We start from the raw sequence: 17,598 nt of genomic DNA, 5'->3' as shown, positions 1-17,598 counted from the left end.
GGTTAGTGTAGAGGAGGTTATTGTATTTTTAGCAGCAAAATTAAACAACTTTATTATGTCTATACAAAATTTGTAGATTTGAAATAAAGTCGCGATGTTTATAAAAAAGATGCGAAGCTTTGCCCCTTTGGATATGATTATCTAAAGGGGTGTTTTTGTGTCGAAAAGAAAAAGAACATCTAAAATTGATAAGTGGATTAAAGAAGGTCGGGGGACGGGCAGTGGGGAAGATTATCAGCCTTGGCTTAAAATTCAAGATGTTTCCTCATTAGGTCGATCAACAAGATTAGAAGGTATAAAAACCGGTAGACAACATGAGTTTTTATCGGATTTGGAACGGAACTACTTTTATTTAACTGAATTTTCGGATGTTATTGTAGATATTCGTGAACAATTTCCTTTATTACCACAAGAAGAGACGATTGTCATTGCTGAAGAGCTTGGGATTAAACACCCAGCTGATCCGAAAACAGGCGTTCCAATTGTTATGACAACGGACTTTTTATTAACAGTTGATAAAGGGCAAGGTGTATTTGAAGTCGCTCATACTATAAAAATGAAAGATAAGCTGTTAGAAGAACGTGTGTTAGAGAAGTTTGAAATTGAATGGGAATATTGGAAGCGTAGAAGCATTAATTGGGCAACTGTAACAGAGGAAGAAATTCATAAGACAATGGCAAGAAATATTAGTTATATCGATGATTATTTTGATATTCGTAGCTATGATGTATATCAAGAAATGGATGACCAGCAAATTGAAGCTTTATCCATGTCTCTTATGAATCGCCTATTGAATAATTCACGAAGTATGCGTGAAATTACTAATGAGTTTGATACAGATACACACTTGCATCATCACGGCAAGTCAAGCCCCTGAAGGTGTATGATTGGGCAGATACTATGATTGAATTAATACATTTTTGGATGCTGAAATTGTGGAGGAAAGAAAAAATGAACAAAACTGAGCGGCAGCTTGCAATCACGCTTGAATTACAGCGAAACAAAACGCTGAGGGCAGAAGATTTGGCTTCTCAATTTGAGACAAGTGTGCGTACGATATATCGGGATATTCAAGCACTGAGTGAGGCTGGGGTTCCGATAATAGGCGCCACGGGCCTGGGTTATTCCTTAATGGAAGGATATTTTCTGCCCCCGGTTAGTTTCACAGCAGAAGAGGCCGTATCCCTGCTCATGGGAGCTGATTTTATCGAACAAAGGTTGGATACAGATTACGGTATTTATGCAAAGTCCGCTAAACGCAAAATCGAGGCTACTTTGTCGGAATCAGTTCATAACGAGTCAACGCTTGTTCGGGAAACGATGCGACTGCTTCATGTAGGGGAACCATCAACTGAAGAGAGGGTAAAAACGTATCTTAATCAAGTTCGTGACGCAATTTTGAAACAGTGCAAAATCAGTTTTATGTATATCAAAAAAATGCCAGGAACAGATGGGAATCGGAAAAATAAGCGTGTGGTCTCTCCATATGGATTAACACTGGTCCATGAAAATTGGGTTTTAATCGCACACTGCGAAATGAGGCAAGACATACGTCATTTCCGCTTGTCCCGGATGACCGAACTTTCTGTGTTGGAGGATCGATTTCTTCTACCAAATGATTTTGACCTAAGTAGCTATCGGCCACCTGACAATCGAGACGAAAGAATCTTAATTAGGGCAAACCCCGAAATTGCCGACAAGATTATAGAGGTAGTTAATTTTTATATTGAATCCATTGAGGAGCGTAAGGGGGTTGTAATCTTTCAATTTCGTGTTCGGTATCCGGAGGAACTATTGCATTATTTACTTAGCTGGGGCGCAGATATCGAGGTGATTGAACCGAAGTCTTTACGCTTCAGGATTCGAGAAGTAGCGAAAAAGATTTTAGAACACTACTGACATACACCTGTCAGTAGTGTTTTTTTATACTGTGACTATACCAAGATGAAGAGGAGAGTTGCTTGAACGATGAGAAGTACAAAGGAAGTTTTGAAGTCATTTGAATTTACAGTAGAAAGATATTTGACAGAACTAAAAAAACTTAATATGGAGAAATTACATAGAAAGTTGAACGCGGAAGAATGGTCCATTGGACAGATGTATGTACATTTAATTCAATCAGCTTTCATGCATTTGCATAATGTCGAGCAATGTTTAGCTGGCAGCGAATCTACATTGAATCCAGCGAAGGAAAAAACGGAGCAGGGTAAGGTTGTATTTAAAATAGAACAATTTCCTGCCGTTCGTATTAAGGTCCCTGCTTCGCCGAATTATACTCCGCAATCACCCGAGAGCATGGAGCATTTGGTAGAGGGACTTCACAATGTATGGGAACGGATGAGGAATATGGAGTCAGTACTACATCAAGCGCCCGTAAGTAACAAAATTCTTCATCCGGCATTCGGTGCATTAAACGCGCAGGAGTGGTTTTTGTTGATTGAAATGCATTACAGACATCATTTTTTACAACTGGATCGGTTGAAAACGAGTTTAGCGTTTGAAGAGTAGGGGGCGTCATGTCAAGTATAACAAGTCATAACAGCAGATATTGGATTGGCGTTGTATCCGCTTCTCATGTAAATTTAGCTATAGAAGGTGGTTTGCACAGTTGTGTCACGGTAAGGCATCGCCTTTGCGTCAAATGTCTCGAGGTGATTGGCTGATATACTATTCTCCTCGTACGGACATTTCCAAAAGGAAGCCACTTCAAGCATCTACCGCTATTGGTCAGGTTACGGACAATGGAGCCTACAAACATCAGGTGTCGGAGTCGTTTGTACCATTTCGCAGAGATATTCGTTATATTCCTTTTGTCGAGAAGTTAAGATTGCGTTGTGGTTAAACCAGCTCACTTTTACGCGTGGAAATCGCAATTGGGGGTTTACATTCCGTAGAGGTCATTTTGAAATTGGAGCTGAAGATTTTATGACAATCGTTACCTCGATGTTAGATGGTGAGGAACAGGCGTTATCCGATATTAAATTAATCAAAATCTTAAACCACTGATTATAATTTGTGAACAGTTTCACTTAAAGTAACGGTGTAGTTTAGTGCAAGATGTATAATATTAGTAAAGGGACAGTACCGCTTTCTAGGTACCGTCTCTTTTACTAATTCATTTTTTTAAACCAAGTGCAAAGAGAGGACCATTAACTGTAATAGTCGATAGGATATGAGCCATTTCTTGAGGAGATTCTTTTCTTCCACTATCCAACCATCTTTGAATTACTCCTATATGTGCGGACGCAACGTAAGAAGCTAAGTATTGTCCTGGAACAAGTAAATTTTCCTCCTTTAAAAGTGCATCTGGGTTATTTCCAAACATTGTTTTCCACATAAAATCTTTTAACCTTGTTTGAAAAGACAAATCCCCTTTAGGACCTAACACCGCTTTCATAAATCCACTATTTTCATTGAGATACTCAAATATTGAGACTGCAAGAGAAAATGGAGCTAACGTCTGTGAGTTACTTTCTAGTGCGGCAACTACACTGTGAAAGTTCTGTTTTGCAATTTTGGACATATCAAGCATAATTTCTTCTTCACATTTATTAATTAAATCAAATTTATCTTGATAGTGTGCATAGAATGTTCCTCTGTTAATTTTTGCTCGAGTTGTTATGTCTTTAACCGTAATTGCTTCGAAACCTTTTTCCTCGATTAATTCTACTAATGCATCTCGGATGGAATCTTTTGTCCGAATGACCCGTAAATCCTTATTACCATCTCGCAAGCTATTTCCTCCTTCATTTTATTAACACATTTTTAATAGGTGTTCCTTAACCAACACATCTGCGATTTTTGATTATTGAAAAGAAAAGGATACAGTTATAAAATTTGAAATGTGATAAACAACACGGTGTTCATTATTATAACAAAAAAATAGGGAGGGTTAAATAAATGTTTAAAAACAAACTGTTATTGGTTTCACCAATCATTGCATTGGCAATAATTTTCATTTTTTCACTTACATTATTTCCATCGGTCCAACCGCAACCTAAAAATCTGCCTATTGCTATCGTAAATGAGGATGAGGGAGTCGAAATTCCTAATCAACCGAAGATGAATATGGGGCAAACGATTGTCGAAATGATGCAAAAGTCTTCAGCAACTACACAGGACGAAGACCCTATTGTAAAGTGGGTGGAAGTAAAGTCCACGGAAGAAGTACAAAAAGGTTTGGATAAGCAAAAATATTATGCGGCATTGGTCATTCCGAAAGACTTTAGTGTGAAGCAAGCATCATTACAGACACCAGTACCTACTGGACCAGAAGTACAAATATTTATCAATCAGGGCATGAATATGGCAGCTTCAACAATGGCAAATCAAATGTTAACTGCGATAGTTGATAACTTGAACAATAATGTTCGTACACAACTACTTGAGGGGTTCGAAGCACAAGGAACAACTTTAACAGTAGAACAGGCATCTAGTATTGCTGCGCCAATAACAAAAACAGTCATCAACGTGAATGAAACTGGAGAAAATAGTGCAAACGGTAACGCCCCTTTTTCCTTATTCCAGCCATTATGGATGGCAAGTATGGCCAGTGCAGCGACTCTATTTATTGCTATTAATAAATTGTCTGTCAGCACTAGAAAGGAAAGTCTTGTCACAAAGGTAGGGCAAATTGTAATGGGTGCTATTATAGCATTAGTAATTGGATTCGGATTTACCTGGATAGCAGAGGGAATGGTAGGATTGAGCATACCAGATTACCTCGATACAGCCTTATTGTTAAGCATTAGCTCATTTAGCTTCATTCTAATGATTTTAGCTGTACTCTCGTTAGTTGGGATGAAGGGTATTGCAGTCTTTGCCCTATTGCTATTCTTTGGATCGCCTTTACTGGCAATGGCACCTGAAATGATGTCTCCATTTTATCGAGATTGGATTTACTCTTGGTTACCAATGCGATTTATGATAGAAGGTTTGCGGGAATTGTTTTTCTTCGGGAAAGAATTGTCTTGGAGTTCTTCTTTATCTACCCTTGTATGGATTGGAATAATAAGCATGATTGTGATAATGGGCACTGTTTTTAAACATAATAAAGGGAAGGAAGTAGAAACTGATTCTCAAAACATATAAGTAGCAATATATTGGACTCATCGTAATTTTGCTTCACTAATTTGAAGAGCATGTTATCCAAGTGCAGGGATCCAATATCTTGGCTAACTGATAAATAGTTTATAAAAAGCCGTTTCTCTATAGGAGGGAACGGCTTTCCTCATCAGTCCAATCTCATTTTCAATCAAAATTCAATCCAGATCCAATCGTTTTCTCTCCCTTTTGAACTCACCCAAACGTATAATTTAATTACATAAACTCTTTTACAGAATGAATTTTTTAATAAAAGGAGTTGTAAATAGTGAAGAAGGTAGGAGTGCTCTTCTTAATGGTATTATTACTATCTAATTTAGTTGCTTGTTCGGGGGGAACATACGTAATAAGTATTGGAGAGGTTGAATCCACAAATAATAGTATAATTGGAGAATATGATAGCTTCTCGGGGGAATATTTCAAAAAAGTAAACATTGCAAACGGGGAAAGCTATACGATCACCTTTTCAGTCCGTACTGAAAAAGGAGAGTTAATTGCTAAGGTGATTAATTCTGATGGTGAAACACTTAAAACGCTTAAAGATGGAGATAGCTTTACACTCAACCACTCTGGTAGCTATAAGCTGCAGGTAGAAGGAGAAAAGCATAGAGGAAATTTTACGTTATCGTGGGAGTGAAAATCTAAAAAATGGATACTAGTAAAAAATTTTATCTCAAAACTTAATCTTTTCTCCTGCTCATCTTTCATTACTTTAATTATGATAGAACTGATCCTATCTTTTAAACTGAATGGAAGCCATTTTTATCCTATCCAAGGTAGCGGCAAGTATAATTCCAACAGAATATCGAAGCAGGTCTATGGTGAGAAACCCTTTACCGAGGACCAATCCCCCGAGAACCGTACTACGTAGTTGGTTGATCCAGGTAGCTTGATATAGTTGGCTGAACTCGATGCAAAAGCAAAATAAAAAACTAAGCACTATCGCGGTGAGCATGCTTTTATGGACTAGAAGGAGGCGGAATCCGAAATAGATCATCATCGCCCATATCATATCTCCGGCATTCTCAGCGACAAAGAGTGGAAGCATCTGACCAAATTTTCTGGAGACTAGTCCTAATATAATGCTTATAAAAACTGCAAGTACATAGGCCATCCTGCTCTTCCCGTTCCATGGGAGACTTGTTTTTACTGAAGTCAATAGTATCACTCTTTATCATATACTGTTTTCGTATTGTTTTTCCGTAAATGAGTATTGGTTACATCCTATCATGAAACAGGTGGAGATGTCTTGTGTGGAGAGGAGAATGGTCGCTAGCAGTAGGGAAAAACCAAGGGGAGAGAGTACGATACAAGAATAAGGAGAACCGTACCCTATGGTCCTCCTGGTCACTTTCTTAAGTCTCATCCTATACAAAAGCACCTTGAAATTCCCTAGCTTCTCCTATCCATAAATTTGCTTATTCCCATGTACTTACCCTAACTGGCGTTTAAATGCTTTGCTGGCAAAGAAGTAAGCGATAACGATGATGCCGACGCACCAGGCAAGCGAAATCCAGATATCGTTGCCAACAGATCCGTCGTACAAAAGGGCACGAATGGCATTCACGATGGAAGTCACGGGTTGGTTTTCAGCGAAGGCACGCACGATTTTAGGCATGGTTTCAGTCGGTACAAAGGCCGAACTGATGAATGGCAAGAAAATCAGCGGGTACGAGTAAGCTGTCGCCCCTTCCATAGATTTCGCTGTCAATCCAGGGATGACCGCAATCCACGTCAGGGACAGGGTAAACAGCCCGAGTATCCCGGCTACCGCAAGCCATTCCAGTATATCTGCATTAGAACGGAAGCCCATCAAGAGGGCGACAAGGAAAACCACCACGAGAGTAAGCCCATTGGAAACAAGCGAAGTCAATACGTGAGCCCATAATACCGACGAGCGCTTAATGGGCATGGTAATGAAACGTGCCATCAACCCGCTCTTTACATCGTTAAATAGCCGCAAAGTAGTGTAAGCGACGCCGGATGCAATAGCCATCAGCAAGATTCCCGGTAATAAATAATTGACGTAGTTGTCCGTACCTGTCTCTATGGCACCGCCAAATACGTAGACAAACAGTAACATCATCATGATCGGCGTAATGGCTACCGTAATAATCGTATCCGGGCTGCGAATGATATTACGCATTAAACGACCTAGTAATACCCCTGTGTTACTTTTCATTTATTTTTCCTCCTTTTTGCCGATGATCGCGAGGAAGATTTCCTCCAATGTCGGTTGCTTCTCGATGTACTCCACTTTCGCTGGTGGGAACAAACTTTTAAGTTCGGTAAGAGTACCGGTTGTGATGATTTTTCCACCATGCAGGATGGCGATACGATCCGCCAGTTGTTCAGCTTCCTCTAGATACTGAGTCGTCAACAAGATGGTCGTGCCTCCGCCGGCAAGTTCCTTGATGGTATCCCAGACCTCAAGCCGTGCTTCAGGGTCAAGCCCTGTTGTTGGTTCGTCGAGAAATATGACTGCTGGTGTTCCAATAAGGCTCATAGCGATGTCAAGCCGGCGCTTCATCCCGCCGGAATATTGGTCTGCCCGGCGATTGGCCGCGTTACGCAGATTGAATTTTGCAAGCAGATGGTCGACGGTTTGAACGGGATTGGAAACTCCCCGCAATTTGGCGATCATCATCAGGTTTTCGCTTCCTGTGAGCATGCCGTCTAAAGCAGCGAACTGCCCTGTCAAGCTGATGCTCTGGCGAACATGATTCGGTTGACGCTGGACCTCATAGCCGCAAATACTTGCTTCACCACCATCGGGTTTCATCAGCGTCGAGAGGATGTTGACCGTCGTCGTCTTGCCTGCTCCATTTGAGCCCAGCAGTGCAAAAATTTCGCCACGCCGTACTTCAAAATCCACTCCCTTTAAGACCTCTTGATCTTTAAAGGATTTTTTTAGCTCTTTTACAGAAATCGCTACATTGCTCATACTTTTTTCCTCCCTCAATAAAAAGTTCTTCACACCGCTATTTAGTCTGACTGATAATCTGTATGACTTACTACCGAGTTAAAAAATAACTGAATAGCGAAGTTAATAAGTACATGTGTAACCAGCTAATCAGTTGGGTTGTACAACGGTTATTATTTCTTACCCACACGATTCAGAATGCTTTTGTTCAAATTATTGCGTAACTTATCATCCCATCTTTTCGCTTGGTCGATAAGCCCATTGGCGAATGTTGTCACATCTTCACCTGTCACTTCCAATACGTCTTTGCCATCTGCCGCACCAGCTTCAAACAAATCAATGAGATCGTACTGGATTCTCAGCATATCCATGCCGCTTCCAGAGGAGAAACTCCACATATAGTCGCAGATTTTTTTGTAGGCTTCTTGGTAGTCGCTTGGCAAAGCTTCCACACGCGCCATCATTTCTTTGTATTCCTTTTTATCGTCAAGGATCTTTTTGATGAAATTTACCATCGTATTTAACCTCCTATTTTATTTTTTATTCGTCCATATTTTTACTTGCTGTTGAACTCTACTTTCAATTTCTTTTTTCAACTCTACTTGCCCTCCTAATAAACTCGCCGATTCTTCATCTAGTTTTGAGAGAGCGATCAATTCGTCGGCAAATGCCGCCACGTCTTCACCAGTAACATCTAGTACATGCTTGCCTTCTGCTGCACTAGCTTCAAACAGTTCATACAAATTGATGATTTCTTCACCAAATCCATAACCGAAATTCCACATGTACTTTTGAATCTTTCTGAACACAAAGGCGTAATCTTTCGGTAGGGAATTTACTTTTTTCATAAATGCTTTGTATTCTTTCTTGCTTTCTAAATCGCCAACGATGAGTTCGATAAATTTCTTCATACTATTTCTCCCCCTTTTAGGATATTAATTTTTGACGATACAAAATCCCATTTTTTCCAAAAAAGTTCAAGTTCCTGGCGGCCAGCATCATTAAGAGTGTAGAACTTGCGGGGCGGTCCCATATCTGACGGTTTCTTTTCTACGTTCACGAGATTTTTCTTTTCTAATCGCACGAGAATGGTGTAGACCGTCCCCTCCACGACTTCAGTAAATCCAAGTTCGTTCAGGCGGCGGGTAATTTCGTAGCCATAGGTTTCATGGCGACTAATGATTTCTAATACGCAGCCTTCCAGCGAACCTTTTAGCATTTCAGTTAAATGTTCCATATTTAAAGCTCCTCTAATCTGTATGACTTATATTCATTATAACTTAGTACCGAAGGAAATTTTTACTTAATAGCACTTGGACGATTAAGCTATTAAGTATTGCTTACTACCTCTACATAGTAACACCGAGTAGCGAGAGTGTCAACTGGACTTTCAAATTATTTGTAGAAACAGATAGCCTATTTTTACCCGCAAATCCTAAATGATGAAACTCTGTTAGTCATCTTTGTGTCTTCCGTAGCATTAGATTTGGAACAACACTGGAGTCACAGTTATTGCGATTTCTGTATGGATCTTAAGAGTAGGCATCGCGTCAATCTTAGAAAAATTCCATCTCAATGCACGGCTTGAAACCATAATGCGACGTTTAGTTTATCATAAGAAATCCTATTAGAGGTACATTATCTTCCCGCTAGCATAGGATATTTAATCAACCTATGAAAGGTGGTTAGTGTATGTACTATGTTCCTTATGTTTATCCATCTCAATATTGTCGTCTAAATGCATCAATGTACAATATGTCGAGGTATCCTGGTTATTGGGAGATGCCCTATGCAGATAATACGCACAGATGGTTCAATTTTTCGTCACCCAAAAAGAAAATGGAGTTAAAGGATTATGGCAAACAACCATTTGTTATAAATATCAATGAAGCCACAAAGCAAAATAAAACATTTCGTACGGCGATATGGACAGGAAATCATTTGCAAGTGACATTGATAAGTATCGCTGTGGGCGAAGATATTGGATTAGAAATGCACCCTAACGTGGATCAATTTCTACGCATCGAACAAGGGCAGGGCGTTGTTCAAATGGGAAAGAGTAAAGAGCATTTAACCTTCGAAAGAAAAGTGAATGATGATTTTGCGATTATGATCCCTGCTGGAACATGGCATAACGTAAAGAACACTGGAAGCGTCCCTCTTAAACTATACTCCATTTATGCACCACCTAATCATCCATTTGGAACCGTTCATAGAACAAAAAGAGAAGCAATGATGATGGAACATTAACGAAAATAGTAGAAACTTATTCCCGTTATCATGACGGGTATTTTTAATGTCTTTTTATAGGAAAGTAGCTCATTTTTCTATATAGTTTTAGTATGTACATATAAGATGAACCTGTCATAAATGAGCACAGATGAACAGGAAGTATCAAACGGTTGTTGATAGACTGAATGTTGAGAGGAGAGATTATATGGAGGGGCTTCAAAGAATGCTAGATAGCATGGTGCCATGCCTGATGCGATGCCAAAGGTATGGGAGAGGATTTTCTCAGAGTGGTTTCCAGCAACAGGGTATGAACATGCGGGAGGACCTGAGATGGAAGTGTATTTGAGTGATGCTGACCCTTCTTCAGAAGATTACTATAGTGAAATCTGGGTACCAGTGAAAAATCAATAGAATGTTGGCCACGAAGGTTCTATCGGGGAAATTGACCGGTAGACCTTCGTTTTTTATGTGAAAGTGTAACTTAGTAGCTCTCAATTGCAACTTATCGTACCAGAGGTAGAAAACGAAGAGGAAAGCAAATACACTATAGATATCAGCTGATAGTATCATATTTTGGATAGAGAGGAGGCTGTCATGAAGATTAAAGTTGAACATACAGAGAGTGGGGACAACGAAATCATCCTTCGTTGTAAAGAACTGGATGATGAAATGTTAGAGATCCTTTCTTTACTGAGAGATCGAACATTAAAGATTGTGGCGAAAAAGGAAGGCGAAGTATTCATGCTTTTGCCAAACCAAGTGTTTTATGTAGAAGCAGTCGATGGCAATACTTTTCTCTACACCGAGGAGTTTGTATTCGAAACGCATGAAACCTTGTCTCAATTGGAGATGAGATACGAAGATACAGGATTTATTCGAATCGGGAAGTCGCAACTAATGAATCTTCATCATGTCGAAAAAATAAAAAGTTTGATCAATAGTCGTATTGAAGTAACGTTGAAGAATGGAGAGATGCTAATTGTTTCTCGCCGTTATAAACAAGTGTTATTGAATAGGCTTGGTATATTCTGATAGGAGGAAATGAAGATGAAACAAGAGCAATCTAAGAACCTTTTTAAAGATCTACTTCTTTTTGGTTTTGAATCAAAAGGCACCATGGGAATCTACTTTTCGATGTTTGTTTTCATGTATCTTGTCTTTGGAAAAATTAGTATTGGAGATAGTGTCGTACTCGATTTATGGACTGCGATTCAAATGGTTAGTGCGTGCATATTGATTGGATTTGGTCAGACGATCATTATGGCAAAGGATTCTTTCCATATGTATCGTTCCATTGCTTGGTTAATTTGGTCATCGGTTGTAACGATTGGCTTTACGCTTGGCTTTGGTTGGTTTGATGGTTTTCCTCTCTGGAGTGTTATTGTTTTTTGTAGCATTCTAGTCATCGGTTACTCGATGCTATTATTGGCATTGTTTTGGCAAACTGAGCAAGAAACGAAAAAGCTTAATGAACATCTTAAAGTTTACCAAGAGAGAGGAAAGATGAGTTAGTTTAAAAGTTAGGTAGAAGACGACAACATTTTTTTAAAGTAAAGAACTAGTTATAACATTTAATGAGAAGTTTGCTTTAGAATGAAAAATATAAAAAATCTTGTACACTTTAGTACAAGATTTTTTAGTGTGTTTTTTAACTGCTGCGCTTATAATAATGACTGCCACCGTAAGGATTACGCTTTCTATGAGCGGAACTACTGTAACTGTAGCTTTTGTGTTTTCGATAACCTCTTCGGTCACTGCTGCTATAATACGGCTACTCTTATTCCACCAAACCTTGCTTATAAGCGTAGCTTGTTAATTGGACGCGATTTTCTAAATGAAGTTTACTTAATATGTTTTTGAGATGGCTTTTGACCGTATTTTCGGAGATAAAAAGTGTCTTCGAAATTTCTTTATTGGATAAACCTTTGGCTACTAGTTGTAGCAGTTCTAATTCCCTCGTCGATAAAGGGATATTTTCCTTTGATATGACTTTTCTTTGCGGAAACTCTTTCAGGATTTGAAAGGCAATTTCCTTCGACATCGGGACTTCATCGAGGGCAAATGCTCTTAAATGCTCGACCCATGTTTCAGATTGAATGTTTTTAAGGAGGTACCCTTGAGCTCCTTTTTTCAAGGCATCAAACAAATCGGTAATATCATCGGAAACGGTAATCATGACAATTTTGACAGATGGGAACCTGAGTTTGATTTTTTTCGTCGCTTCCAGTCCGTCCATTACGGGCATTTTTATATCCATGAGGATAATATCAGGCAGTAATTCTTCTGTCAGTTGAACGGCCTCTTCCCCGTTCTTCGCTTCACCAATCATAAGGAAGTCTTCAAACTCTTCGAGGATTTCGCGAATGCCTTCTCTTGCGTGGGCATGATCATCAACGATAAGTATTCGAAAAGGTTGCATTTATTTCAGCTCCTTTTTTAAGGCTATGATCGTTTCATTCCCCATTCTTTTGATTGAAAATTCCCAACCCATATCTAGGGCCCTGTTTTGAATGATTTGTAGACCGTAACCTTTATTAGATTGTGAGGCTTCATCTATAAACCCAATTCCTTGGTCCTTAATTTCACAACTCCAACCATTGTGATCTTCACTTGCCTGTATCCAAATTTGTTCGGTTTTGGCATGCTTAATGACATTGATAACCGATTCTTTTATACACGCAAACAATTCTACTTTCTCTTTCGGTGATAAACGGTTCTCTTGGATATTCCATTGAAGGTGAATATCGATTAAATGATGTTCTTTAATTTCGGCGATATATTGGTATAGAGTTTCAGTCCAATTGAAAGGTTCATTATTCGGTAAATATCTTAAATTTGTAATCGCTTGGCGGGTATCCTCATGAACATGCTGTAAGGTTTGTTTGATTTTTTGAAAATCAAGATCCTCTTCTAGTTCATTCCTTTTCCCAAATTTATTCATTTTTACAGACAAAAGAAAGAGTGATTGGGCAATCCCATCATGAAGTTCCCTCGCTAACTTCTCTCTCTCGATTAGTGCTGCTTTTTTCGTCTTTTCTACTCGTAATTCCACTTGCATTCTTTCTAAAAGGGAAAAAAGGTGACGTAAAAATACGAATGTAATGATAAAAACCAATAGCGGAGACAAATAATTTCCCATTTCCATAGAGATATGAGAGAGAAGAAATTCGTGACGAATGTATTCCCATAAAGCAATCGTTACGGTCGGAGTGATTAAAATAAGCCATTTAATATGGTTATATTTCAAGCTTTCACCTATTTTCTATCTAAAATGGTGTTTCTATTTTATCACCTATTTATACGTTTTTAACGATTATAATAAAAAATCACTCTTTTGAGGTATTATTTAATCTTGTGTTTATATTTATAATATCATCTAGTACGACATAGAAAACGAAACGATCTTTGGGAGGTATTTTTTTGAAACGTATATTTATTGCAGTATTAGCGATTTTTCTTGCAATATCGGTAGCGAACAGAGCTTTTGCTCATTCACATTTAGAAGGATCAAATCCAGCTGATGGTGAGGTTGTAACAGAAGCGTTAAGTGAAATTGTTCTAGATTTTGAGGGCGATATTGAACAAGGGAGCTTTGTAGATGTGACAACAACGGATGGACAAGCAGTTGAATTACAAGAGACGGAAATCGTTGAACATACATTAACAGCCACTGTTGCTGAACCATTTGCAAATGGTGAATACCAAGTGAGTTGGAGTATTCTTAGTGCAGACGGTCACTCGTTAGAAGGGGAATTTTCCTTTACAGTGGATGCACCAGTTTCAGAAAATGTAAACGAAGAGTCAGAAGAACCTGTAGAATCCACAGAAGAGAATGAGGACATTGAAGCACATGAGCAAACTGTCGAGAATGAAGAATCAGCGAATTCAGAGAATGGCGAGGAAGAAGAATCATCCTCAATGATCCTCATTTTTGTTGTTCTTTTCGTTGTTTTGGTGGCAGGCGGAGTCATCTATTTTACTAGAAGAAAGAAATAATAGATGGAAGTAACAAATACTATTAGCCAAGTACTTTTATATTTATGTTTTTCGCTCTTAGCTGGAAGCTTTATTTTGCTGCTTGTCCCAAACGATTATCGTCCTGATGTAAGTATAAAAAAGCGGTTTTTACTTATTAGTGCAGTGGGAGTACCTATTTTTTCATTTGTTCCAATATTTGATCTTGCGTTGTATCTTGCTCCGCGCTTAGGTTTAGTGGAGTCGTTTAAAATGGTGTTAACGAGCTTTACTGTTGGAACGACTTGGAATTTTACGCTTCTTGGTTCGGTTATATTAGTACTATTAATCCTGTTTGCGAAACCAGAAGAACAAGGGATATTTGCTTTGTTAGGAATCGCCCTATCCTTTGGGTTGATTTTAACAGTGGCATGGTCAAGTCATGCCGGTACTGTAAATCTTGTATTAGGGATCACTAGTGATTTTATCCATTTAGCTGCTGTAAGTGTTTGGGTTGGGATTATACTCGTTATTGGCTGGAGTTCACTCAATGATAAAAATTGGCTCAAGTTTTTAAGATGGTTTTCAATGGTGGCAATTGGCTGTTTCATGATAACAGCGATCAGTGGTCTTTTATTAACAGATATTATGGTAGATGATTACATGGACTCTTGGAGAGTTTCGTATGGACAAGGGTTATTAATCAAACACTTATTTTTATTACCGCTTGTTTTTTATGCGTTTGTGAATGGGGTTATCGTGAAGTCTTTCGTATCGAAATTTGCTAATTATAAACCTATTCCTTGGGTTCGCGTAGAAGGTATGATCTTATTGGTGATTTTAACAGTAACAGCTATTTTTTCACAAGCGCCACCACCACATGGAAACTATATGACGAATGAAGTAGTATCACCATTATTTCGCTTATTTCATGGTGATATTATGGATTTAGGTAGCACTCTTGCTTTTGCTGGGAACCTAAATACCGTTTATTTTCTTATCCTATCGATTATCTTGCTAGGATTAATGGGTTGGGCATTTTTCAAGAAAGCGCCGATTTTCGTATCTTTTCTTTTGAGTAGCTTATTCGTAATAAGTATTTACTTGATGTTAATGGTATCGGTAGTTGTGCGTTAAAAAAGACTGGATCCTTTGGGGATTCAGTCTTTTTTAAGTTATGCACCAACTATATCGTAACCATCTGTCTATCTAATTTTCTCTAATATGCTTACCCGATATTTTTTAAAAATTAAATAAGCAACAAGATATATAAGGATAGAAAAAACGAATATGTTTGTGATGGCACCGATTAGAAATGAAAAACCACGAGAATGGCTACCAGTTACTCCTTCAATCGTATGCTGAAGAGCATTAATATAATCGACTTCCTCAAGGCCATCTACTTTTGGTTGCCTATCTAATAGTAGACTACCGATTTTATAATTAAAAAGAAAAAGCAAAGGCCAAATAGGCGTTCCGATGACTCCGCCAACTAACGCGGCGACCTCATTTGAACGTGTTAGCTTTGCTAAACTGACGGAAAGTACAGGACCTAACCCGAAAGTAGGGAACCAACTTGGTAAGAAGCCCATGGTAAGTCCTGCTGCTACCTGATGAGGACTTCCCTTCAGGCGAAACAAACGGATAAAATAATATTTAATTCTGCGTTTTATCTTCATCTATTGATCCCCTTCATGACAACTCAACTATTACATTTTTAAAGAATCATATCTATAACTTTACAACTATCTAGGAATTCTTACTATATATTTTTTTATCAAACGATGATGTGAAAGATATTGCCTTTTATAAACATGTTACTGCAAATTAGTTAGGATTTAAATGGCACAGAATCGCATCAGAGCAGGGTTCATAAGCTATAATGTTAAAAAGGGGAAAAGAAGGTGAAGATATGTCTAATGAATCCAACGATTTAGATCAAAGTTATCTAGATCCAGAGAAAATCAAAAAATTGTATAAACGTACATTAATCATTGTTGTGATTTCGCAAATATTCGGTGGGGCTGGATTAGCTGCCGGTATAACGGTCGGGGCCTTGTTAGCACAAGAGATGCTTGGAACAGATGCGGTTGCTGGACTTCCGGTTGCTTTGTTTACGTTAGGATCGGCAGGAGCAGCATTATTTGTAGGAAGACTTTCTCAACGTTTTGGTCGTCGTACAGGTCTCGCAACAGGCTTTATAATTGGTGGTCTTGGAGCGATTGGGGTAGTGCTTTCTGCGGTATTCAATAATCCGTTTCTTTTATTTGCATCCCTATTCATTTATGGTGCAGGGACTGCGACGAATTTACAAGCACGATATGCTGGAACTGATTTAGCAAAGTCTAAGCAACGGGCAACAGCTGTAAGTATAGTCTTAGTGTCGACAACATTTGGTGCAGTTGCAGGTCCCAATTTAGTGAATGTGATGGGAGATTTCGCTCTTTCAATTGGTATTCCGTCCCTAGCAGGTCCTTTCATTTTATCGGCAGCAGCATTTATCCTAGCTGGTCTTGTCTTTTTGATTTTACTTCGTCCTGATCCATTGCTAATCGCAAGAGCAATCGAAGTGTCCAAACAAACACAGAATGAAAGAGGAACGTCAGGAGTTACGAATCAAGAGGAAAACAAAAGAGGAATGATCGTAGGAGCTACGATCATGGTGCTTACACAAATTGTCATGGTTGCGATTATGACGATGACACCAGTCCATATGAGCCACCACGGACATGGGTTGGGTGCCGTAGGGCTTGTTATTGGATTTCATATAGGTGCCATGTATCTTCCTTCATTGGTGACGGGAGTTCTAGTTGATAAGTTTGGTCGTACAACGATGGCTATTGCTTCTGGGGCAACATTGCTTTTGGCAGGTCTAGTTGCAGCGGTTGCTCCTGGAGATTCTATGATTCTCCTAATTCTTGCTCTTTCTTTACTTGGACTAGGCTGGAATTTTGGCTTAATCAGTGGGACGGCTCTGATTATAGATTCAACTAGTACTTCAACACGGGCTAAAACTCAAGGAGCAGTAGATGTTCTGATTGCCTTATCAGGGGCTTCAGGTGGTGCATTATCTGGAATGGTCGTTGCCGGGTCGAGTTATCAAATATTGTCATTAGCCGGCGGGATTTTGTCCTTAATCCTTATTCCAGTCGTGATGTGGTCTCGTAAAGGAAAATCCACGGAAATGAGTGCATAGTAAAACGTAGATTTAAGGCTTGTTAGTTAGAACTCAAAATTCTATAAAAATTATCTTTAATGTGATGGAGATAGGGTCTTGTATATTTTTTCCATTGCTTGAATCTTATGCTATAGTAAGCTTTAGAAGGAATGAAAGGTGATGTTGTTTTATGTTTAACAAGGAAAACTTGGAGATTGTAACAAATGGG

General features: G+C 38.8%; 21 protein-coding genes and 2 pseudogenes. 13 read left to right on the top strand and 10 right to left on the bottom strand.

What is annotated here, in order from left to right; genetic code table 11:
* Positions 1-157 precede the first annotated feature (157 nt).
* From AA0X71_RS23510 to AA0X71_RS23495, 4 genes and pseudogenes are all read left to right on the top strand, one after another.
* Positions 158-877, top strand: a complete 720-nt coding sequence (locus AA0X71_RS23510; protein WP_413357731.1) for a TnsA endonuclease N-terminal domain-containing protein — start codon at positions 158-160, stop codon at positions 875-877.
* Between the two features lie 74 nt (positions 878-951).
* A complete protein-coding gene (locus AA0X71_RS23505; protein ID WP_413362734.1) occupies positions 952-1,899 on the top strand; it encodes a helix-turn-helix transcriptional regulator in 948 nt (315 codons plus the stop codon).
* A 69-nt stretch (positions 1,900-1,968) separates the two neighbouring features.
* A complete protein-coding gene (locus tag AA0X71_RS23500) occupies positions 1,969-2,508 on the top strand; it encodes a DinB family protein (protein WP_413357729.1) in 540 nt (179 codons plus the stop codon).
* Between the two features lie 8 nt (positions 2,509-2,516).
* Positions 2,517-3,006, top strand: a pseudogene (locus tag AA0X71_RS23495) (EVE domain-containing protein).
* 109 nt (positions 3,007-3,115) lie between these two features.
* Here the strand turns inward: AA0X71_RS23495 and AA0X71_RS23490 are convergent.
* Positions 3,116-3,733 carry a TetR/AcrR family transcriptional regulator gene (locus AA0X71_RS23490; protein ID WP_413357727.1) on the bottom strand — a complete coding sequence of 206 codons (618 nt, stop codon included), beginning with the start codon at positions 3,731-3,733 and terminating at the stop codon, positions 3,116-3,118.
* Positions 3,734-3,900: 167 nt separating this feature from the next.
* Between AA0X71_RS23490 and AA0X71_RS23485 the strand changes: the two genes are divergently transcribed.
* Entirely contained in the window at positions 3,901-5,091 is a 1,191-nt protein-coding gene (locus AA0X71_RS23485; RefSeq protein ID WP_413357725.1) for a YhgE/Pip domain-containing protein, read from the top strand.
* A 280-nt stretch (positions 5,092-5,371) separates the two neighbouring features.
* Complete coding sequence (locus tag AA0X71_RS23480) at positions 5,372-5,740, top strand: hypothetical protein (RefSeq protein ID WP_413357723.1); 369 nt, start codon at positions 5,372-5,374, stop codon at positions 5,738-5,740.
* A 96-nt stretch (positions 5,741-5,836) separates the two neighbouring features.
* On the opposite strand, the gene AA0X71_RS23475 is transcribed toward AA0X71_RS23480, so the two are convergent.
* From AA0X71_RS23475 to AA0X71_RS23450, 6 genes are all read right to left on the bottom strand, one after another.
* Complete coding sequence (locus tag AA0X71_RS23475) at positions 5,837-6,151, bottom strand: DUF2809 domain-containing protein (protein ID WP_413362732.1); 315 nt, start codon at positions 6,149-6,151, stop codon at positions 5,837-5,839.
* Between the two features lie 384 nt (positions 6,152-6,535).
* Entirely contained in the window at positions 6,536-7,285 is a 750-nt protein-coding gene (locus AA0X71_RS23470; RefSeq protein ID WP_413357721.1) for an ABC transporter permease, read from the bottom strand.
* Positions 7,286-8,047 carry an ABC transporter ATP-binding protein gene (locus tag AA0X71_RS23465; RefSeq protein ID WP_413357719.1) on the bottom strand — a complete coding sequence of 254 codons (762 nt, stop codon included), beginning with the start codon at positions 8,045-8,047 and terminating at the stop codon, positions 7,286-7,288. It abuts the gene before it with no gap.
* 152 nt (positions 8,048-8,199) lie between these two features.
* Positions 8,200-8,541, bottom strand: coding sequence for a DUF1048 domain-containing protein (locus AA0X71_RS23460; RefSeq protein WP_413357717.1), 342 nt, complete (start codon positions 8,539-8,541; stop codon positions 8,200-8,202).
* An 18-nt stretch (positions 8,542-8,559) separates the two neighbouring features.
* Positions 8,560-8,937: a DUF1048 domain-containing protein gene (locus AA0X71_RS23455; protein WP_413357715.1), complete on the bottom strand. Its 378-nt coding sequence runs from the start codon at positions 8,935-8,937 to the stop codon at positions 8,560-8,562.
* Positions 8,934-9,263 (bottom strand): PadR family transcriptional regulator, encoded by a 330-nt coding sequence (locus tag AA0X71_RS23450; RefSeq protein ID WP_413357713.1) that lies wholly within the window; start codon positions 9,261-9,263, stop codon positions 8,934-8,936. Before AA0X71_RS23450 ends, AA0X71_RS23455 begins: the two co-directional genes overlap by 4 nt.
* A 455-nt stretch (positions 9,264-9,718) precedes the next feature.
* Here AA0X71_RS23450 and AA0X71_RS23445 point away from each other — a divergent pair, with 455 nt between their 5' ends.
* The 4 genes and pseudogenes from AA0X71_RS23445 to AA0X71_RS23430 all read left to right on the top strand — a co-directional run bounded on the left by AA0X71_RS23445 (position 9,719) and on the right by AA0X71_RS23430 (position 11,770).
* Positions 9,719-10,276, top strand: coding sequence for a cupin domain-containing protein (locus AA0X71_RS23445; RefSeq protein WP_413357711.1), 558 nt, complete (start codon positions 9,719-9,721; stop codon positions 10,274-10,276).
* A 216-nt stretch (positions 10,277-10,492) separates the two neighbouring features.
* A pseudogene (locus AA0X71_RS23440) lies at positions 10,493-10,669 on the top strand (GyrI-like domain-containing protein); the annotation flags it as partial.
* A gap of 183 nt (positions 10,670-10,852) precedes the next feature.
* The gene (locus tag AA0X71_RS23435) at positions 10,853-11,290 is read left to right on the top strand and encodes a LytTR family DNA-binding domain-containing protein (RefSeq protein ID WP_413357709.1); all 438 of its coding nucleotides are present in this window, start codon (positions 10,853-10,855) and stop codon (positions 11,288-11,290) included.
* A gap of 15 nt (positions 11,291-11,305) precedes the next feature.
* Complete coding sequence (locus tag AA0X71_RS23430) at positions 11,306-11,770, top strand: hypothetical protein (protein ID WP_413357708.1); 465 nt, start codon at positions 11,306-11,308, stop codon at positions 11,768-11,770.
* Positions 11,771-12,035: 265 nt separating this feature from the next.
* Here the strand turns inward: AA0X71_RS23430 and AA0X71_RS23425 are convergent, their stop codons facing one another.
* Together AA0X71_RS23425 and AA0X71_RS23420 are read right to left on the bottom strand one after the other, a co-directional pair.
* Positions 12,036-12,677 carry a response regulator gene (locus AA0X71_RS23425; protein ID WP_413357706.1) on the bottom strand — a complete coding sequence of 214 codons (642 nt, stop codon included), beginning with the start codon at positions 12,675-12,677 and terminating at the stop codon, positions 12,036-12,038.
* Positions 12,678-13,505 carry a sensor histidine kinase gene (locus AA0X71_RS23420; protein WP_413357704.1) on the bottom strand — a complete coding sequence of 276 codons (828 nt, stop codon included), beginning with the start codon at positions 13,503-13,505 and terminating at the stop codon, positions 12,678-12,680.
* Positions 13,506-13,678: 173 nt separating this feature from the next.
* Here AA0X71_RS23420 and AA0X71_RS23415 point away from each other — a divergent pair, with 173 nt between their 5' ends.
* Complete coding sequence (locus AA0X71_RS23415; protein WP_413357702.1) at positions 13,679-14,254, top strand: copper resistance protein CopC; 576 nt, start codon at positions 13,679-13,681, stop codon at positions 14,252-14,254.
* A gap of 3 nt (positions 14,255-14,257) precedes the next feature.
* On the top strand, positions 14,258-15,349 hold the full coding sequence (locus AA0X71_RS23410) for a copper resistance D family protein (RefSeq protein WP_413357700.1): 1,092 nt from the start codon (positions 14,258-14,260) through the stop codon (positions 15,347-15,349).
* A gap of 68 nt (positions 15,350-15,417) precedes the next feature.
* Here AA0X71_RS23410 and AA0X71_RS23405 read toward each other — a convergent pair whose 3' ends face one another.
* Positions 15,418-15,891 carry a DUF2062 domain-containing protein gene (locus AA0X71_RS23405; RefSeq protein WP_413357698.1) on the bottom strand — a complete coding sequence of 158 codons (474 nt, stop codon included), beginning with the start codon at positions 15,889-15,891 and terminating at the stop codon, positions 15,418-15,420.
* Positions 15,892-16,124: 233 nt separating this feature from the next.
* Between AA0X71_RS23405 and AA0X71_RS23400 the strand changes: the two genes are divergently transcribed.
* Complete coding sequence (locus tag AA0X71_RS23400; RefSeq protein WP_413357696.1) at positions 16,125-17,408, top strand: MFS transporter; 1,284 nt, start codon at positions 16,125-16,127, stop codon at positions 17,406-17,408.
* Positions 17,409-17,598 lie beyond the last annotated feature (190 nt).

Origin of the sequence: Robertmurraya phoenicis (assembly GCF_047302285.1) — a bacterium.
Lineage (GTDB): Bacteria > Bacillota > Bacilli > Bacillales > Cytobacillaceae > Robertmurraya.
Note: the sequence above shows the minus strand (reverse complement) of the source record. Positions and strands in the feature narration are given on the sequence as shown.

What these genes read in the sequence shown, in the direction of transcription:
- AA0X71_RS23455 (WP_413357715.1), bottom strand. Translation starts at nt 8,937, where the DNA reads ATGAAGAAATTTATCGAACTCATCGTTGGCGATTTAGAAAGCAAGAAA.
- AA0X71_RS23405 (WP_413357698.1), bottom strand. Translation starts at nt 15,891, where the DNA reads ATGAAGATAAAACGCAGAATTAAATATTATTTTATCCGTTTGTTTCGC.
- AA0X71_RS23410 (WP_413357700.1), top strand. Translation starts at nt 14,258, where the DNA reads ATGGAAGTAACAAATACTATTAGCCAAGTACTTTTATATTTATGTTTT.
- AA0X71_RS23505 (WP_413362734.1), top strand. Translation starts at nt 952, where the DNA reads ATGAACAAAACTGAGCGGCAGCTTGCAATCACGCTTGAATTACAGCGA.
- AA0X71_RS23465 (WP_413357719.1), bottom strand. Translation starts at nt 8,047, where the DNA reads ATGAGCAATGTAGCGATTTCTGTAAAAGAGCTAAAAAAATCCTTTAAA.
- AA0X71_RS23460 (WP_413357717.1), bottom strand. Translation starts at nt 8,541, where the DNA reads ATGGTAAATTTCATCAAAAAGATCCTTGACGATAAAAAGGAATACAAA.
- AA0X71_RS23445 (WP_413357711.1), top strand. Translation starts at nt 9,719, where the DNA reads ATGTACTATGTTCCTTATGTTTATCCATCTCAATATTGTCGTCTAAAT.
- AA0X71_RS23425 (WP_413357706.1), bottom strand. Translation starts at nt 12,677, where the DNA reads ATGCAACCTTTTCGAATACTTATCGTTGATGATCATGCCCACGCAAGA.
- AA0X71_RS23435 (WP_413357709.1), top strand. Translation starts at nt 10,853, where the DNA reads ATGAAGATTAAAGTTGAACATACAGAGAGTGGGGACAACGAAATCATC.
- AA0X71_RS23485 (WP_413357725.1), top strand. Translation starts at nt 3,901, where the DNA reads ATGTTTAAAAACAAACTGTTATTGGTTTCACCAATCATTGCATTGGCA.
- AA0X71_RS23500 (WP_413357729.1), top strand. Translation starts at nt 1,969, where the DNA reads ATGAGAAGTACAAAGGAAGTTTTGAAGTCATTTGAATTTACAGTAGAA.
- AA0X71_RS23470 (WP_413357721.1), bottom strand. Translation starts at nt 7,285, where the DNA reads ATGAAAAGTAACACAGGGGTATTACTAGGTCGTTTAATGCGTAATATC.
- AA0X71_RS23400 (WP_413357696.1), top strand. Translation starts at nt 16,125, where the DNA reads ATGTCTAATGAATCCAACGATTTAGATCAAAGTTATCTAGATCCAGAG.
- AA0X71_RS23475 (WP_413362732.1), bottom strand. Translation starts at nt 6,151, where the DNA reads ATGCTTCCACTCTTTGTCGCTGAGAATGCCGGAGATATGATATGGGCG.
- AA0X71_RS23430 (WP_413357708.1), top strand. Translation starts at nt 11,306, where the DNA reads ATGAAACAAGAGCAATCTAAGAACCTTTTTAAAGATCTACTTCTTTTT.
- AA0X71_RS23450 (WP_413357713.1), bottom strand. Translation starts at nt 9,263, where the DNA reads ATGGAACATTTAACTGAAATGCTAAAAGGTTCGCTGGAAGGCTGCGTA.